At 56.3% G+C, this 14,851-nt stretch carries 16 protein-coding genes; 7 read left to right on the top strand and 9 right to left on the bottom strand.

The annotated features are described in order from the left end of the window. Positions 1-426: 426 nt before the first annotated feature. Positions 427-1,488, top strand: a complete 1,062-nt coding sequence (locus tag K3169_RS15640) for an SDR family oxidoreductase (RefSeq protein WP_263267109.1) — start codon at positions 427-429, stop codon at positions 1,486-1,488. 444 nt (positions 1,489-1,932) lie between these two features. Next, positions 1,933-2,904 carry a carbon-nitrogen hydrolase family protein gene (locus K3169_RS15635; protein WP_122706717.1) on the top strand — a complete coding sequence of 324 codons (972 nt, stop codon included), beginning with the start codon at positions 1,933-1,935 and terminating at the stop codon, positions 2,902-2,904. A 114-nt stretch (positions 2,905-3,018) separates the two neighbouring features. Here K3169_RS15635 and K3169_RS15630 read toward each other — a convergent pair whose 3' ends face one another. The 6 genes from K3169_RS15630 to K3169_RS15605 form a co-directional block, all read right to left on the bottom strand. Beyond that, positions 3,019-3,783, bottom strand: coding sequence for an IclR family transcriptional regulator (locus tag K3169_RS15630; protein ID WP_263267108.1), 765 nt, complete (start codon positions 3,781-3,783; stop codon positions 3,019-3,021). Positions 3,784-3,993: 210 nt separating this feature from the next. Then, a complete protein-coding gene (locus K3169_RS15625) occupies positions 3,994-4,383 on the bottom strand; it encodes a RidA family protein (RefSeq protein ID WP_027900386.1) in 390 nt (129 codons plus the stop codon). 45 nt (positions 4,384-4,428) lie between these two features. Further along, positions 4,429-5,235: an amino acid ABC transporter ATP-binding protein gene (locus K3169_RS15620; RefSeq protein ID WP_099271359.1), complete on the bottom strand. Its 807-nt coding sequence runs from the start codon at positions 5,233-5,235 to the stop codon at positions 4,429-4,431. After that, positions 5,232-5,894: an amino acid ABC transporter permease gene (locus K3169_RS15615; protein ID WP_231672600.1), complete on the bottom strand. Its 663-nt coding sequence runs from the start codon at positions 5,892-5,894 to the stop codon at positions 5,232-5,234. The genes K3169_RS15620 and K3169_RS15615 overlap by 4 nt, the downstream gene beginning before the upstream one ends. An 8-nt stretch (positions 5,895-5,902) precedes the next feature. Next, complete coding sequence (locus tag K3169_RS15610; protein WP_027900389.1) at positions 5,903-6,565, bottom strand: amino acid ABC transporter permease; 663 nt, start codon at positions 6,563-6,565, stop codon at positions 5,903-5,905. Positions 6,566-6,617: 52 nt separating this feature from the next. Then, positions 6,618-7,466 carry a transporter substrate-binding domain-containing protein gene (locus tag K3169_RS15605; protein WP_027900390.1) on the bottom strand — a complete coding sequence of 283 codons (849 nt, stop codon included), beginning with the start codon at positions 7,464-7,466 and terminating at the stop codon, positions 6,618-6,620. A 609-nt stretch (positions 7,467-8,075) separates the two neighbouring features. On the opposite strand from K3169_RS15605, the gene K3169_RS15600 reads away from it, so the two are divergent. Continuing rightward, entirely contained in the window at positions 8,076-8,546 is a 471-nt protein-coding gene (locus K3169_RS15600) for an SMI1/KNR4 family protein (protein ID WP_099271362.1), read from the top strand. Between the two features lie 124 nt (positions 8,547-8,670). Here the strand turns inward: K3169_RS15600 and K3169_RS15595 are convergent, their stop codons facing one another. Continuing rightward, the gene (locus tag K3169_RS15595) at positions 8,671-9,615 is read right to left on the bottom strand and encodes a GlxA family transcriptional regulator (RefSeq protein ID WP_027900391.1); all 945 of its coding nucleotides are present in this window, start codon (positions 9,613-9,615) and stop codon (positions 8,671-8,673) included. 194 nt (positions 9,616-9,809) lie between these two features. Between K3169_RS15595 and K3169_RS15590 the strand changes: the two genes are divergently transcribed. The 4 genes from K3169_RS15590 (at position 9,810) to K3169_RS15575 (ending at position 13,464) form a co-directional block, all read left to right on the top strand. Further along, entirely contained in the window at positions 9,810-10,754 is a 945-nt protein-coding gene (locus K3169_RS15590; RefSeq protein ID WP_263267107.1) for a choline ABC transporter substrate-binding protein, read from the top strand. A gap of 74 nt (positions 10,755-10,828) precedes the next feature. After that, on the top strand, positions 10,829-11,716 hold the full coding sequence (locus K3169_RS15585) for a 3-keto-5-aminohexanoate cleavage protein (RefSeq protein ID WP_231675518.1): 888 nt from the start codon (positions 10,829-10,831) through the stop codon (positions 11,714-11,716). Positions 11,717-11,929: 213 nt separating this feature from the next. Next, on the top strand, positions 11,930-12,895 hold the full coding sequence (locus K3169_RS15580) for an L-carnitine dehydrogenase (protein ID WP_263267106.1): 966 nt from the start codon (positions 11,930-11,932) through the stop codon (positions 12,893-12,895). A 92-nt stretch (positions 12,896-12,987) separates the two neighbouring features. Further along, the gene (locus K3169_RS15575; RefSeq protein WP_099271366.1) at positions 12,988-13,464 is read left to right on the top strand and encodes a thioesterase family protein; all 477 of its coding nucleotides are present in this window, start codon (positions 12,988-12,990) and stop codon (positions 13,462-13,464) included. Between the two features lie 29 nt (positions 13,465-13,493). Here K3169_RS15575 and K3169_RS15570 read toward each other — a convergent pair whose 3' ends face one another. Continuing rightward, positions 13,494-13,910: an immunity 22 family protein gene (locus K3169_RS15570; protein ID WP_263267105.1), complete on the bottom strand. Its 417-nt coding sequence runs from the start codon at positions 13,908-13,910 to the stop codon at positions 13,494-13,496. 57 nt (positions 13,911-13,967) lie between these two features. Then, positions 13,968-14,834 carry a hypothetical protein gene (locus tag K3169_RS15565; RefSeq protein ID WP_263267104.1) on the bottom strand — a complete coding sequence of 289 codons (867 nt, stop codon included), beginning with the start codon at positions 14,832-14,834 and terminating at the stop codon, positions 13,968-13,970. Positions 14,835-14,851 lie beyond the last annotated feature (17 nt).

The following is a 14,851-nucleotide window of genomic DNA, read 5'->3' as shown; positions in this document are numbered from 1 at the left end:
TAAACACGTGGGTACGCATAATGTATATTATGTTAAATAGGGTGTTATGTTAGATATGTCATGAGGTTGTCTGAGTCCACTAACCTCAGCAACCTCAGCAACCTCAGCAACCTCGCCACCCGTACCTCAACATTTCTCATCTCTGCTTCCCAAACCTGCGCCGCCCGATCGAGTCCTCATTGCTCGCCCAACTCATCCTCGAAATCACTTCCCGATGGACAGGACTGCTATCGATAAGCTCAGGCTTCTTTTCAGCCCGAGCTCATCCACGACACCTCTTACCCTTGGCTTCAGATGCCGCGTTTATGATCAGGCCACGTGGATTCGTAAGGGCTACTTGTCAAACCTTTACCGCCAATGCGAATCCGGTTTAGGTTGAACCTCTATTGCTTAGAGGACTCCCAAACCTAAATCCAGGAGAAACTTATGACCCAGACAGCATTGGTTGTGGGCGCCAGCGGCATCGTCGGCAGCGCCATCACGCAGTTACTGATTGACAACAACTGGCAGGTCGCGGCGTTATCGAGGAACCCGTCGCAAGTGCAAGGCGTGATCCCTGTCGCGGCAGATCTTCAGGATCCTGCTTCGCTGGAAAAAGCGCTGGCGGATTTGAAGCCCACTCACGTATTCATTACTACATGGTCACGGCAAGCCACGGAAGCCGAGAACATTCGCGTTAATGCCGCCATGGTACGTAACGTACTCGCCGCGATTCGCCCGGCCGGGAGCGTTGAGCACGTAGCACTGGTTACCGGGTTGAAACACTACCTCGGCCCATTCGAGGCGTATGGTAAAGGTAGCCTTCCGCAAACACCGTTCCGCGAGGAACAGGGTCGGCTGGATGTCGAAAATTTCTACTATGCCCAGGAAGACGAACTCTTCGCCGCTGCCGAGAAAGACGGCTTCACCTGGAGCGTTCATCGCCCGCACACCGTCACCGGGGTTGCCGTGGGCAACGCGATGAACATGGCAACCACCCTCGCCGTCTATGCCTCGATTTGCAAAAAAACCAATCGCCCTTTTGTGTTTCCCGGATCAAGAGTTCAGTGGGACAGCCTCACCGATATGACGGACGCACGGCAGTTGGCGAAACAACAGCTTTGGGCGGCCACTACACCGGCTGCGGCCAATCAGGCATTCAACATCACTAATGGCGATGTGTTCCGCTGGAAATGGATGTGGAGCAGGATCGCCGAATACTTCGACTTGTCTGCTGCCGATTATCCCGCTTCACTTTCTCCCCTCGAGGAGCAAATGGCTGAAGACCAGGCCGTATGGACGCAAATAGTTGCGGAGCACGGCCTGAAAGAATCCGATATTGGTCGCCTGATATCCCCATGGCATACCGATGCAGACCTCGGTCGACCCATCGAAGTGGTAACGGACATGTCGAAAAGCCGTGCATTGGGCTTCACTGCCCACCAGGCCAGTGATCAAGCATTTTTCGACGTGTTCGACAAACTACGTGAGATGCGCTTGATACCTTAAGTCGTTTCAAAAACGCATATCTTGAAAAGGGGCCTTCGTGGCCCCTTTTCAATCTCTCCCAAATTTGGTCAGCCGCGACTCCACTACATCAGCGGCACGCCCACCGATTCCGCCTTGATCGGAGACTTGCATAATCTTGCGCATTTGATTTGTGGGGGGCTGGCACCTGCCGCTGCACCGGGTAGGATATGCTCGTAGACAGTAACTCCATAGCAACTGTTGCACTGCCAGATATCAAACAGTTTGTTAATAACTGATCGATGCTCAATTAGCATTTTCAGAAATTTATATGTCCGTTTAAGCCTATGTCACTCATCAGGCGAGAACAGCGCCCTGAGCGCTACTGTATTGTCTTGTAATAATAACCACCTACCTCGGGTAAATTATTAATCAAGCGAATCTCTCTCGCGTGCGAGTCACTTTAATTCATTAAGGAAATGACCGATGCCATCCAGTTCTACTCAAAATCCGGATCTATTAACTGTTGGTCTGGCACAGATTGCACCCATCTGGCTTAACCGCGAAGCAACGCTTGAGAAAATAGTCGATTACATTGGACGTGCTGCAGAGCAACAGTGCCAGTTCGTCACGTTCGGCGAAGCCCTATTGCCCGGCTACCCTTTCTGGCTGGAGCTGACCGATGGAGCGCGCTTCAACTGCTCGATACAAAAAGATATCCACGCTTACTACCTAAAGCAGGCAGTACAGATAGAGGCCGGGCATCTGGATGCCGTCTGTGCTGCCGCTGCCAAACACAACATCGCTGTCATGCTGGGTTGTATAGAGCGGGCAGCAGATCGTGGCGGCTACAGCGTGTATTGTTCGCGGGTTCATATCGGCGCCGATGGCGTGATTGGTTCAGTGCATCGCAAGTTGATGCCTACCTACGAAGAGCGCCTGACATGGTCACCGGGTGACGGGCATGGTTTGCAAGTCCACCCGGTCGGGTCATTTACCGTCGGCGGTCTCAACTGCTTTGAAAACTGGATGCCCCTCTCGCGTGCCGCACTGTATGCCCAAGGCGAAGATCTGCATGTCGCTCTATGGCCCGGCAACCTGCGCAATACCGACGACATCACTCGCTTCATTGCCAAAGAGGGGCGTTGCTTCACCATCTCGGTATCGGCGCTGATGCGGCGTGAAGATTTTCCATCCGATACGCCGCACCTGGACTTGATCCTCGCAAATTGCCCAGAGATCCTCGCAAACGGCGGCTCATGTATTGCTGCGCCAAATGGTGACTGGGTCATTCCGCCCGCCGTTGGTGACGAGTGCCTGTTGGTCGCGACGCTGGACCGCAATGAAGTACGCCGTGAGCGGCAGAACCTTGATCAGGTTGGGCATTATTCCCGGCCAGACGTGACGCGACTTGTCGTTGACCGGCGCCGTCAAAATGTTGTGACGTTTGAGGATTGATGTGAGCTAAAACAAGCAAGGCAAGCGGGAGTCCTGCTTTACGCGACATTCTGTTAATACCCCACAAGACAAGCCCGCCTTAGCGGGCTTTTTTGCGAGCGCAGACAGCCGCGGTTATTCGTTGATACGCCGGCCAAGGCTATTGGCGCTGTCGATCAGTACCCGGCGATATTGGTCATAATTGCTCTTCGCATCGGCACGTGGCGCGACGATGCACAGGGTCGCAATGGCGATGCCGTTCGGGTCTTTGACCGGCGCGGCGAAGCAATGGGTGAAGGTGTCGGCGACGCTATCGAAGGAGAAGAAGCCATCAATGCCCGCTTGACGGATCTCACCCAGAAACTGCTCCAGCGGCAATCGCTCGCCGTTGGGCAGGATGAAGTCATCGTGGTCGATCAAGTCGATGATTGCCTGGTCGCTCAAATGCGCCAGCAACAGGCGCCCGGACGCGGTCCACGGGATCGGGGCGTTTTCACCGATGTCCGAGGAGATGCGAAAATGCCGCTCGCCCTCCTTCATCAGGGCCACTGTGTATTTGCGCCCGTTGAGCAGACACATCTGCGCGGTTTCATGTGTTTGGCTGACGATTTCCTGCAGGGCATGATCGGCCTCGCGGGTCAGGTCGAAATGACGCAAATGCGCTTGTCCGAGGAAGTAAAGCTGACGACCGAGGTAGACGTGACCCTCCTTGCCAACCGGTTCAAGGATGCGCCGCTCCAGCAGCGAGGCTACCAGTTCGTAGACCGTGGACTTGGGGCTGCCGATGCCGCTGGCGATTTCATTCGGACGCAACGGCTGGCCGATTTCCTTGAGGAAATCGAGGATATCGAACGCCCGGTCCAGACCGCGTGCCCGGCGCTTGATGGTGTCTTCGGTCATGTCGGTGTTTTCCCAATCAAATTCGTCCTGTAGAAGCGCCCTCGTCGTCCAGGCGCCGCGCTGTCGCGCAGCAAACATGGATCTGCTGGCGAGGCTCGCCCGCGAATAAGACAAGGCGGTAAGTCAGCCCTGCTGCGTCATCGTTCTTCGCGGGCGAGCCTCGCTCCAACAGCAACCAGCCTGCTGCTCCTACCAAAACGAGCGCAGTGTTCAGGCCTTTTTCTTGTAAGCGATGCAGTCGATTTCAACCTTGCAATCGACCATCATATTCGCCTGCACACAAGCCCGTGCCGGCGCATGCTCACTTTTAAAGTACTCCGAGAATACCTTGTTGAAACTCGTGAAATCCCTTGGATCTTCCAACCATACACCGGCACGCACCACATCTTCGAGGCCATAACCGGCCTCTTCGAGAATCGCGATCAGGTTCTTCATGGTCTGGTGGGTCTGCTCGACGATACCACCCACAATGATCTCGCCCTCTACTGCAGGCACCTGGCCAGAAACGTGCAGCCAGCCATCGGCTTCAACGGCGCGTGCAAAAGGACGAGGCGTACCGCCAGCGGCGGAGCTGCCGGTGCCGTAACGAGTAATGCTCATGAATGTTTTTCCTGTTTGAAATGTGAAGAATGGTTTTGAATAAAATCAGAACCGCGTGTTCTTTAGAAACTCGGCCAGACGCGGTGATTGCGGACGTTCGAACAACTCCTTGGGTGGCCCCTGCTCTTCGATACGCCCCTGATTCATGAAAACGATCTTGTCCGAAACCTCGAAAGCGAAACGCATTTCGTGGGTCACGAGCAGCATGGTCATGCCCTCGTCTGCCAGACCCTTGATCACGCTCAGTACTTCACCGACCAGTTCCGGGTCAAGGGCCGAAGTAACCTCGTCGAACAGCATCAGGCTCGGGTTCATCGCAATCGCCCGGGCGATCGCCACACGCTGTTGCTGGCCGCCGGACAGCTGGCCGGGAAAGTGATCGCGGCGCTCCAGCAAGCCGACGCGCTCCAGCCATTTCTCGGCCAGGGCCACGGCTTGATCCTTGTGCAGCTTCTTGACCTTCAACAGACCCAGCGTGACGTTTTGCAGCGCCGTTAGGTGCGGGAACAGGTTGAACTGCTGGAACGCCATGCCGGTCATCGCGCGGTGGCGGGCAATGACTTTATCTGAGTGCCGGACGCGCTTGCCGTTGACTTCGTCATAGCCGATGGACTCGCCATCGAGCACGATCTGCCCGCCCTGGAACTCTTCAAGCATGTTCACGCAACGCAGCAGCGTGGTCTTGCCCGAACCGCTGGAACCGATCAACGTAACCACGTTGCCGCGTTGCATGGTCAGGTCGACGCCCTTGAGCACTTCGAGCTTGCCGTATTGTTTGTGAAGACCGCGAATGTCCAGCAGCGCCTGGCCGTGTTGAGGGTCTTTTACGTTAGAGAGCGAAGGTTGAGTCATGGCAAGGCCACCCGCTTTTCAATGTGCCGGCCGAGTAATTCGATGGCGTAGTTGATGACGAAAAACAGAAATCCGGCGAACAGGTAAAACTCGAGCGTCATGAACGTCCGGGCGATGATCTGTTGGGTACTTAGCAGCAACTCGGCGACACCGATCACTGACAACAGCGTTGAAGCCTTGACGATCTCGGTGGACGAGTTGACCCAGGTCGGCAAAATCTGCCGCATCGCCTGAGGTAAAAGCACGTAGCAGAGGGATTGATAAAACGTCAGACCGATCGCCTTGCTCGCTTCCATCTGACCGCTTGGCAATGCTTGCAATGCACCGCGCACGATTTCGGCGACGTGTGAGCCGCAGAACAGGGTCAGCCCCAATGCGCCAGCCTGAAATGCGCTGATCTGCCAGCCCAGTGTCGGAGCCATATAGAAGCAGGCCAACACCAGCACAAACACCGGCGTGCCGCGAATAATGTCCACGTAAAAACGGAACGGCGCACGCATCCAGACATTGCCGTAGGTCAGCACCAGGCCAGCGACAATACCTACCATCGTGCCCAGCAAAATCGCCAGTGCCGACACTTGCACACTGGTTAAAAAGCCTTGCCACAGTACTTCGCGGGCAACCCACAACTCATTTAACCAACTGGGGGATTCGTACATGGGGCCTCCTATCGGCGGATCGCCAGACGCTGCTCGAAATAACGCAGCACCATGGCAATGAGGTAACAGGCCGCAACATAGAGCGCTGTGGTCACCATCCAGGTTTCAATCACCCGGTAGCTCTCGACATTGATCTTGCGCGCGTAATAGGTCAGCTCCGGCACGGCAATCGCAGCCGCCAGTGACGTGTCCTTGAACAGCGAAATGAAATTGTTCGACAGAGCTGGCAGCACGTTGCGCAGCATCACTGGGACGGTGACGTAGGCTTTGACTTGCCATTCGCCGAGACCGATGGCAAGTCCGGCTTCACGCTGGCCCTTGGGAATGCTCAACAGACCGCCACGGAACACCTCGGTCAGATACGCTCCGGCGTACAGCGACAGAGTAATGATGAACGACGGGATTTTATCCAGACGAATCCCTAGGCCTGGCAAAGCAAAGTAGATCAACAGGATCAACACGAGAATCGGCGTGTTACGGACCACTGTCACATATATCGACGCCAGCACCCGCAACGCGCGATGCTTTGACAGCAAAGCGAACGCCATCATCAGGCCGATCACGCAACCGATGGCGATCGACACCAGCGCCAGCTCCAGGCCCAGTCCGAGCCCCGCCAGCAAGGTATCGAAATCGCGCCACACGGCGGCAAAGTTCAACTGATAGTTCATGGTCAGCAGTACCTTGAACGGGGCGACTCATCACCGCCCCGCTCTCTCGGGATCATTTGAATTCAACAGGGAAACCGATAGCTGGCGTAGGCAGGTCCACACCGAACCACTGCTTGAAGGACGCCGCGTAGGCCGGGAACTCAACGCCGGTCATGGCTTCATGCAAGGTGGTGTTGACGAAGTTCAGCCAGTCCTGATCGCCGCGTTTGACCGCACAGGCGTAGGTTTGCGGACTCCAGGCGTAGGCCGGGCTGCGATAGCGTCCCGGGTTCTGCACCATCAGGTATTTCACCGACGATTGATCGGTGGCCGCGGCATCGGCACGGCCGGAGTTCACGGCCTGGTACATCAAGTCCACGCTGTCGTATTGATCGACCTTGGCTTTCGGCAGCGCCTGATGCACCAGTTCTTCGGCGTACACGTTCTGCAACACCGCCACGATCACCTCGTCACCGGCCGCTTTCAGGTCTTCGATTTCCTTGTACTTGCTTTTGGCGGGCAGCAGCAGGCCGACCCCTTCGCGGTAGTAAGGCAGCGTGAACGCCACCTGCTGCGCACGGCTGGCGGTCACGGTGATGAACTGGCAACTGATGTCGACCTTGTCAGTCAGCAGATTGGGAATCCGCGCATCAGACGACTGCACCACGTACTCGACCTTGCTCGGGTCGTTGAACAAACCCTTGGCAATCATGTGCCCGATGTCGATATCAAAACCCTGCAACTTGCCATCCGCCCCCTGAAAGTGCCACGGCGCATTAGTACTGCCCGTCCCCACGATCAATTTCCCGCGGGCCAGCACGCTATCGAGCTTGCTGTCCGCCGCCTGGGCCACGCCCACGGCAGCAGCCGAAGCCGCACAGAGAAAAACACACGCTTTAAACAAGGAAGGTCGGCGATGCATGGCAAGCACTCCAGGATGATGTTTGTTCCGCTATAGTGGAACATGGTATGTAACAACGGAATAAACAGCAGAAAACGTGCCATCGGCCATAAGGAGAATGCAGGGAGGGATTGAAAAGTGTTTTGAATCAGAGGGATGGGAGAAATTGTGAAAATCGGGGTGACGCAAGTGCACGTCGGGAACCGCTACCAATCGCTACGGTAAATGGGGAGTGTGTTCATATTGGGTGCGGATGTGCTCATTTGTGCGGCGTTCGCTGGGGTCAGTTGTCGAAAGTGCGACCGGCTTCTCGAGCAGGCTCGCTCGGGCCAAAATCCAAGCAAGCGGATCCTGTCATACAGGCAGCGGATGAGAGGTTCTAGAAAACCGGCAAGACCGAACCAACCTTAGGTTCAAAGCGGTTGCTGATCGCAAGTGTGGCAAACAGGCCCCTAGAGCGCCTGAGACGGCCGCCGTGAGAACAGGTTAAGCGGCCTTTGACGTGGCTAAACAAATCGCCAATGGCAGTAGAATGCTCCGCGCCAGTGCGACCTAAAGCATGAATCGCGTTATCTTCCAATACTTGAAAACTATTGAGAATAACGAGCACTGACTTTCCAAGAGGCACGCATGAATTACCTGGACCTTATTGAATCTGAAATAAACGCAAGTGGAGAAGAGTTGATATGCGCCGGAAGCGCGAATGAAAGCCTGATCCTGGCTTTCGAGAAAGAAATGGGTTTAGCTTTTCCTTTCTCGTACAAGCTTTTTCTCAAGAGATTTGGCGCATTATCGTTCGGCGGTGATACCTATTACGGCATCACAAAAAGTGGATTGGAGGCGGACTCCATACCCAGCGTATTGTTTGCGACAATGAGCGCTCGCTCGCAAGGCGATGCTGATTCACAAATGATTGTCATCCAGTCGTCTGGATATGGACCAATCTACTCCATAGACACATCAATCAGCAGCGGTTCTGGCGAACATCCAATAATAGAAACAGAGCTATCATTCAAAAGAGAAGCCAGCAAAAAGATAATCTTCGAAAGCTACGAAGACTTTTTCCTGTCCACTGTTAGAAACGCTATCAAAGATCTTTGACTGTAATGAGCCTGGCCCGCGGATTACCGCCGAAATAGCTGTCAACGTTAACCTGAGCCAGGCTCCCTGCCGCATTACCCAAGCCAGGTCGCGATCGGAAAGGGATCGCTCGAAGGAACGATATTCAAACCACCTCCCGCCTCCGATCCTCCCTCGGGCATTTCGAAAACCTTGCTCGATAACTGCGCGTGAAATACGACGGTGATTCAAACCCGCAGGCGATGCTCACTTCCAGCACACTCAGACCGCTTTGACGCAGCAGTTGTCGCGCTTTCTCCAGGCGCAGGCCCAGATAGAAGTTACTCGGCGTGTCGTTCAGATGCAGACGAAACAGGCGCTCCAGCTGGCGTCGGGTGACTTTGATCGCTTCGGCCAACGCCAACGTGCTCAGGGGCGGTTCGGTGTACTGCTCCATCTCGCCGATTACGTGAACCAGTTTCTTGTTGGTGATGCCGTAGCGCGTGGCGATCTGCATCCTTTGGTGGTCTTTGCGCGGCCGGATGCGGCCAAGGACGAATTGTTCGGACACCTGAATCGCCAGCTCGGGACCGTGGGCCTGAGCGATCAGGTCAAGCATCAGGTCGATGGACGCGGTGCCCCCAGCGCAGGTGATGCGGCGACGGTCGATCTCGAACAGCTCTTGGGTCACGGTGAGCCGTGGATAGGATTCTTTAAACGCGTCGATGGCCTCCCAGTGCAGGGTCAGTCGATAGCCTTCGAGCAAGCCGATTTTGGCGAGCACGCAGGCACCTGTGTCGATGGCACCGAGGGTCACGCCTTCATGGTCGAGCCGACGCAGCCACTGCTCCAGGGCCGGGGTGACGAACTGCAGCGGTTCAAAGCCGGCCACCACCAGCAAGGTTGTGTCTTTTTCCAGCGGCACCAGCGCCGCGTCAGCGTTCACCGACATGCCATTGCTCGCCAGTACCGCCCCGCCGTCGGCGCTCAAGACGTGCCAGCGATATAGCTCGCCACCAAAGCGGTTGGCCACCCGCAGCGGCTCCAGAGCGGAGATAAAGCCGATGGCCGAAAAGCCCGGCATCAACAAAAAATAGAAATCCTGGGCCATGTGGCGCTCTCGTCGGACCGGCATCGTGACGCTGTGATACTTCCGGTTATGGGCGGATTCAAGGGGTGGCAGGTCGCCGTAGTGCAAAAGCCGGTCGCCGCCGTGCGCTTCGTCGCCTGTCAGGCCGCGTAACTTGATCTAACGGCGCACGAAGACGCCGAAATCCATAATAACAATCTGCCCAGGGCCCCACCATGAACCGACTGATCAGCCGTAACGTACTTGCACTCAGCGTCACCGCTATTTTGAGCTCCAACGTGATGGCAGCGGATGCCGCATCCTGTCAGAACGTGCGCATGGGCGTGGTGAACTGGACCGATGTCATCGCCACCAGCGCCATGACCCAAGTGTTGCTCGACGGCCTCGGCTACAAGACCAAACAGACCAGCGCTTCCCAGCAGATCATCTTCGCAGGCATCCGCGACCAGCGCCTGGACCTGTTCCTGGGCTACTGGAATCCGCTGATGACCCAGACCATCACCCCGTTCGTTGAGGCGAAGACAGTCAAGGTCCTCGACAAACCAAGTCTGGAAGACGCCCGCGCCACCCTCGCCGTCCCTGACTATCTTGCAGAAAAGGGCCTGAAGACCTTTGCCGATACTGCCAGATTCGAGAAGGAGCTGGGCGGCAAGATTTACGGCATCGAGCCGGGTTCAGGCGCCAATACGCAGATCAAGGCGATGATCGCCAAAAACCAGTTCGGCCTGGGCAAGTTCCAGCTGGTGGAATCCAGCGAAGCCGGCATGCTCGCCGCCGTAGACCGCGCCGTGCGTCGTAAGGAAGCCGTGGTATTTTTCGGCTGGGCGCCGCACCCGATGAACGTCAATTTGAAAATGACGTACCTGAACGGCAGTGACGGCGCTCTGGGACCCAACGAGGGCATGGCCACCGTGTGGACCGTCACTTCGCCGACTTATGCCGAACAGTGCCCCAACGTGCACAAATTGCTGACCAACCTGACGTTCACTTCCGCGGACGAGAGCCGGATGATGCAGCCGATACTGGATCACAAGGACGCACTCGAGTCCGCCAGGCAGTGGCTCAAGGATAATCCGAAAGATCTGGCGCGCTGGCTGGAAGGTGTCACCACCTTCGACGGTAAACCGGCAGCGGCGAACCTTCAATTGAGCAGTAAATAACCTGATTTGACCCCCCGTTTCGCGGTCATCCCTGACCGCGAACGGCATCTCCACGTCTGTAAGGAGCCAACCCCATGAACCACGACGTCATCATCACCTGCGCACTCACCGGTGCTGGCGACACGACCGCCAGAAGCCCTCACGTACCGGTCACGCCCAAACAAATCGCTGCAGCCGCAGTCGAGGCCGCCAAAGCAGGTGCGACGGTGGTGCACTGCCATGTGCGCGACCCGCATACCGGCAAATTCAGCCGCGACGTGGCCTTGTACCGCGAAGTGATGGAGCGTATCCGGGAGGCCGATATCGACATTATCGTCAACCTCACCGCTGGTATGGGTGGCGATCTGGAGATTGGCAGCGGCGAGCACCCGATGGAGTTCGGTCCCAACACCGATCTTGTCGGCCCGCTGACGCGTCTGGCCCACGTCGAAGAACTGCTGCCGGAAATCTGCACCCTCGACTGCGGCACCCTGAACTTTGGTGATGGCGACACTATTTATGTGTCCACTCCGTCGCAATTGCGTGCCGGTGCCAAGCGTATCCAGGCACTGGGCGTGAAGGCTGAGCTGGAAATTTTCGACACCGGCCACCTGTGGTTCGCCAAGCAGATGATCAAGGAAGGGCTGCTCGATAACCCGCTGTTCCAGCTGTGCCTGGGTATTCCATGGGGCGCACCGGCCGACACCACCACCATGAAAGCCATGGTCGATAACCTTCCCGCCGAGGCGGTGTGGGCCGGTTTTGGCATCGGCCGCATGCAGATGCCGATGGCCGCGCAAGCGGTATTGCTGGGCGGCAACGTGCGGGTCGGCCTGGAGGACAACCTGTGGCTGGACAAGGGCGTGCTTGCCACCAATGGCCAACTGGTGGAACGCGCCGGTGAAATCCTCAGCCGCCTTGGCGCGCGGGTCATGACCCCGGCGGAAGGCCGCATCAGGATGGGCCTTACCAAGCGCGGCTGACGCCTGCCGCGACCTGACTCGCTGCGCAGAAAACCACAGGATCTGTAGGAGCTCACGAGCACCGCGAGGCAGCGATGGCGTCCTGTCTGACCACCGCCATCGCTGCCTCGCAACGCTCGTGAGCTCCAGAAAGTATTCCAGATCAGATACAAGCCAACTCCCTTATCCGGGTCGGCTTTTACATTGATCACCGAACTCTTCAGGAACGTCGCCATGAGCTTTATCACTGAAATCAAAACCTTCGCCGCCCTCGGCAGCGGCGTCATCGGCAGCGGCTGGGTGTCCCGCGCCCTCGCCCATGGCCTGGATGTGGTCGCCTGGGACCCCGCGCCCGGCGCCGAAGCAGCGCTGCGCAAACGTGTTGCCAATGCCTGGGGCGCCCTGGAGCAACAGGGCCTGGCACCCGGTGCATCCCAGACCCGCCTGCGATTTGTCGCCACAGTCGAAGAATGTGTCAGAGACGCCGACTTCATCCAGGAAAGCGCCCCGGAACGCCTGGAATTGAAACTGGATTTGCACAGCAAGATCAGCGCGGCAGCCAGGCCGAATGTATTGATTGGTTCAAGTACGTCCGGGCTGCTGCCAAGTGCATTCTACGAAGGTTCCGTGAATCCGGAGCGCTGCGTGGTCGGCCATCCGTTCAATCCGGTGTACCTGCTGCCATTGGTTGAAGTGGTGGGCGGCAAAAACACCGCTCCTGAGGCTATTCAAGCGGCGATCAAGGTGTATGAATCCCTCGGCATGCGCCCGCTGCATGTGCGTAAGGAAGTCCCCGGCTTTATCGCTGATCGCTTGCTCGAAGCGCTATGGCGCGAGGCGCTGCACCTGGTCAATGACGGCGTGGCGACCACCGGCGAAATCGATGACGCGATTCGCTTCGGTGCCGGGTTGCGCTGGTCGTTCATGGGCACCTTTCTCACCTACACATTGGCAGGTGGCGACGCGGGCATGCGTCACTTCATGGCGCAGTTCGGCCCGGCGTTGCAGTTGCCGTGGACCTACCTGACTGCGCCGGATCTGACCGAAAAACTGATCGACGATGTGGTCGACGGCACGAGTGATCAGCTAGGTGAACGCAGTATTTCAGAGCTGGAGCGCTACCGTGATGATTGTTTGCTCGCCGTGCTGGAGGCGGTGAAAACTACCAAAATCAAGCACGGCATGACCTTTGCCGAATAACCCTCGGGAGCTGGCGGCGGTGAGTTGTGTATCACTAACGCAAGCAAAGCCGGCTCCCACATTTGCCCGAGCACCGACCCGGAATCGCCGACATGCCAGCACTGACCACCTATACCACCCAAGTTGAACCCGCCTGGGTCGACTATAACGGCCACTTGCGCGACGCGTTCTACCTGCTGATCTTCAGCTACGCCACTGACGGGCTGATGGATGCTCTGGGCCTGGACAGTGATAACCGCGAAGTCAGCGGTCACTCGCTGTTCACTCTGGAATTGCACCTGAATTATCTGCACGAAGTCAAACTCGGCGCCGAGGTTGAGGTGCATACCCAATTGATTGCCTTCGACGCCAAGCGCCTGCACCTCTATCACAGCCTGCATCTGGTCGGCGATGACATGGAACTGGCTGGTAATGAGCAGATGTTGTTACACGTAGACCTGGCCGGCCCGCACGCAACCGTTTTTACCGAGGCCACACGGGAAAAACTTGATGCGATAAGCGCTGAACAATCCGAGCTGCCAAGGCCCGCCCTGCTCGGCCGAGTCATTGGTTTGCACGCAAAAGTTTGAGTGGGTTTGCATGAACCACAGTCTGATACTCAGTTCCCTTCGAACAACCCAAGATAGCGTAAACCGTTATAACTATTTTCAGGTGGGACGCTGATTACCCCATCACCGTCGGTGTACCAGAAAGTCGCGTTGGCTTCGGCGATGCCTAATGCTGCGCAGGCAGCCTTGGCTCTCTCCCAATCACTCGCATCAATGGGAGCGTCTTGCAGGATTTCATCAACCGTGACCAAGTTGTCGCGGCGCGCAATGATCCCGATAAAATCTTCGTCATACCATTTGACGCCGACATCCTTGCAGAACCCGCAGATCCGGTAGTCGGGGTCATCAAAGCCATCCTCCGTGGAGTAATCCAGTTCAAAATATCTTTGATATTCGCTTTCGGGCGCAAAGCTAGTGCCTAGCCACACATGGACCTTGTCATAATTATCTAAATCGTACGTGATCATTGACGCACCTTTGTATGTTCGGCGCCGGGGCTTTTCGAACATTGAACCGCCCCGCCGCTACCAGTCGCCGCGCCACTGCTCGAGAAACTCAGTGTCTCTGGACAGGCCGACTCTTTCCCCTAATTGGTACAGAACCTCCATCAGGGACTCGCGCTCTACCGTTTCAATCTCATCTTCAAACTGGTTAATGTGCAGCACTGCTTTTTCGAACAGCGGCAGCGCGCGATCAGCCGCATCGGCGCCCTGTAATTTCAGCACTTCAGCATAAAGTGCAGAGACCACAGGATAAATTTTAGCCAGAAGCTCTTCATCCCCTTCCAGTAACTGAAGTCCCGTTTTTACATCCGGTGCAGATATCAAAGCCTCGGCGCTTTTCTTGCGCGACAAAAGCAGCGCCTCTGGAGTTTTTAGTGCCGGAAAAATAAATTGCTTGCTGTCATCCCAGTTGATCCCCGTGTCGTAAAAAAACCGCAGCCTTTCCTGCAGCTTGACCGGGTCGCCGGCAACGCCGCAGAAGTCATGACTTTCAATGATCTCAAGGTCTTTCTCAGGGCATAGATCAGACTTCAGCACCCTCGCCCCGATACTCGAGTAACGGTCGCTCAGTTCTATGAGGTCAGCGGTGTATGTGTCCTCTGAGACCCATCTGAAACTCAGCATTTTTTTGAGTATCGGGCGTTCATTGACCTTCACTTCATCTGCGGCTAAAAAACGCAGGAAAAGTTTCTTGACCGGCTTGGAGGCAATAAAGAGGCAGAACAGAATGGGACTGTTATTTAAATCAATGCCCTCCCATTCATCGACCGTTCTGAAGGTGTCAAAAAACTCCATCAAGCCATGTTCTCGCATCTGGGCAAGGGTATAAACACCCTCAGCCACTTCAACAACGAGCACGGCATCATCAGTCCACTTGATTGTTTTCACTGTCCAGACGCCTCTTT

The organism is Pseudomonas phytophila (assembly GCF_025643095.1).
In the GTDB taxonomy this organism is placed as follows: Bacteria; Pseudomonadota; Gammaproteobacteria; order Pseudomonadales; family Pseudomonadaceae; genus Aquipseudomonas; species Aquipseudomonas quasicaspiana.
The sequence above is the reverse complement of the archived record's forward strand: the minus strand, read 5'-3'. Positions and strand labels throughout refer to the sequence as shown.

Excerpts from the sequence above, each read along its gene's own strand:
- K3169_RS15640 (WP_263267109.1), top strand. The coding sequence starts at position 427 with ATGACCCAGACAGCATTGGTTGTGGGCGCCAGCGGCATCGTCGGCAGC.
- K3169_RS15635 (WP_122706717.1), top strand. The coding sequence starts at position 1,933 with ATGCCATCCAGTTCTACTCAAAATCCGGATCTATTAACTGTTGGTCTG.
- K3169_RS15630 (WP_263267108.1), bottom strand. The coding sequence starts at position 3,783 with ATGACCGAAGACACCATCAAGCGCCGGGCACGCGGTCTGGACCGGGCG.
- K3169_RS15625 (WP_027900386.1), bottom strand. The coding sequence starts at position 4,383 with ATGAGCATTACTCGTTACGGCACCGGCAGCTCCGCCGCTGGCGGTACG.
- K3169_RS15620 (WP_099271359.1), bottom strand. The coding sequence starts at position 5,235 with ATGACTCAACCTTCGCTCTCTAACGTAAAAGACCCTCAACACGGCCAG.
- K3169_RS15615 (WP_231672600.1), bottom strand. The coding sequence starts at position 5,894 with ATGTACGAATCCCCCAGTTGGTTAAATGAGTTGTGGGTTGCCCGCGAA.
- K3169_RS15610 (WP_027900389.1), bottom strand. The coding sequence starts at position 6,565 with ATGAACTATCAGTTGAACTTTGCCGCCGTGTGGCGCGATTTCGATACC.
- K3169_RS15605 (WP_027900390.1), bottom strand. The coding sequence starts at position 7,466 with ATGCATCGCCGACCTTCCTTGTTTAAAGCGTGTGTTTTTCTCTGTGCG.
- K3169_RS15600 (WP_099271362.1), top strand. The coding sequence starts at position 8,076 with ATGAATTACCTGGACCTTATTGAATCTGAAATAAACGCAAGTGGAGAA.
- K3169_RS15595 (WP_027900391.1), bottom strand. The coding sequence starts at position 9,615 with ATGGCCCAGGATTTCTATTTTTTGTTGATGCCGGGCTTTTCGGCCATC.
- K3169_RS15590 (WP_263267107.1), top strand. The coding sequence starts at position 9,810 with ATGAACCGACTGATCAGCCGTAACGTACTTGCACTCAGCGTCACCGCT.
- K3169_RS15585 (WP_231675518.1), top strand. The coding sequence starts at position 10,829 with ATGAACCACGACGTCATCATCACCTGCGCACTCACCGGTGCTGGCGAC.
- K3169_RS15580 (WP_263267106.1), top strand. The coding sequence starts at position 11,930 with ATGAGCTTTATCACTGAAATCAAAACCTTCGCCGCCCTCGGCAGCGGC.
- K3169_RS15575 (WP_099271366.1), top strand. The coding sequence starts at position 12,988 with ATGCCAGCACTGACCACCTATACCACCCAAGTTGAACCCGCCTGGGTC.
- K3169_RS15570 (WP_263267105.1), bottom strand. The coding sequence starts at position 13,910 with ATGATCACGTACGATTTAGATAATTATGACAAGGTCCATGTGTGGCTA.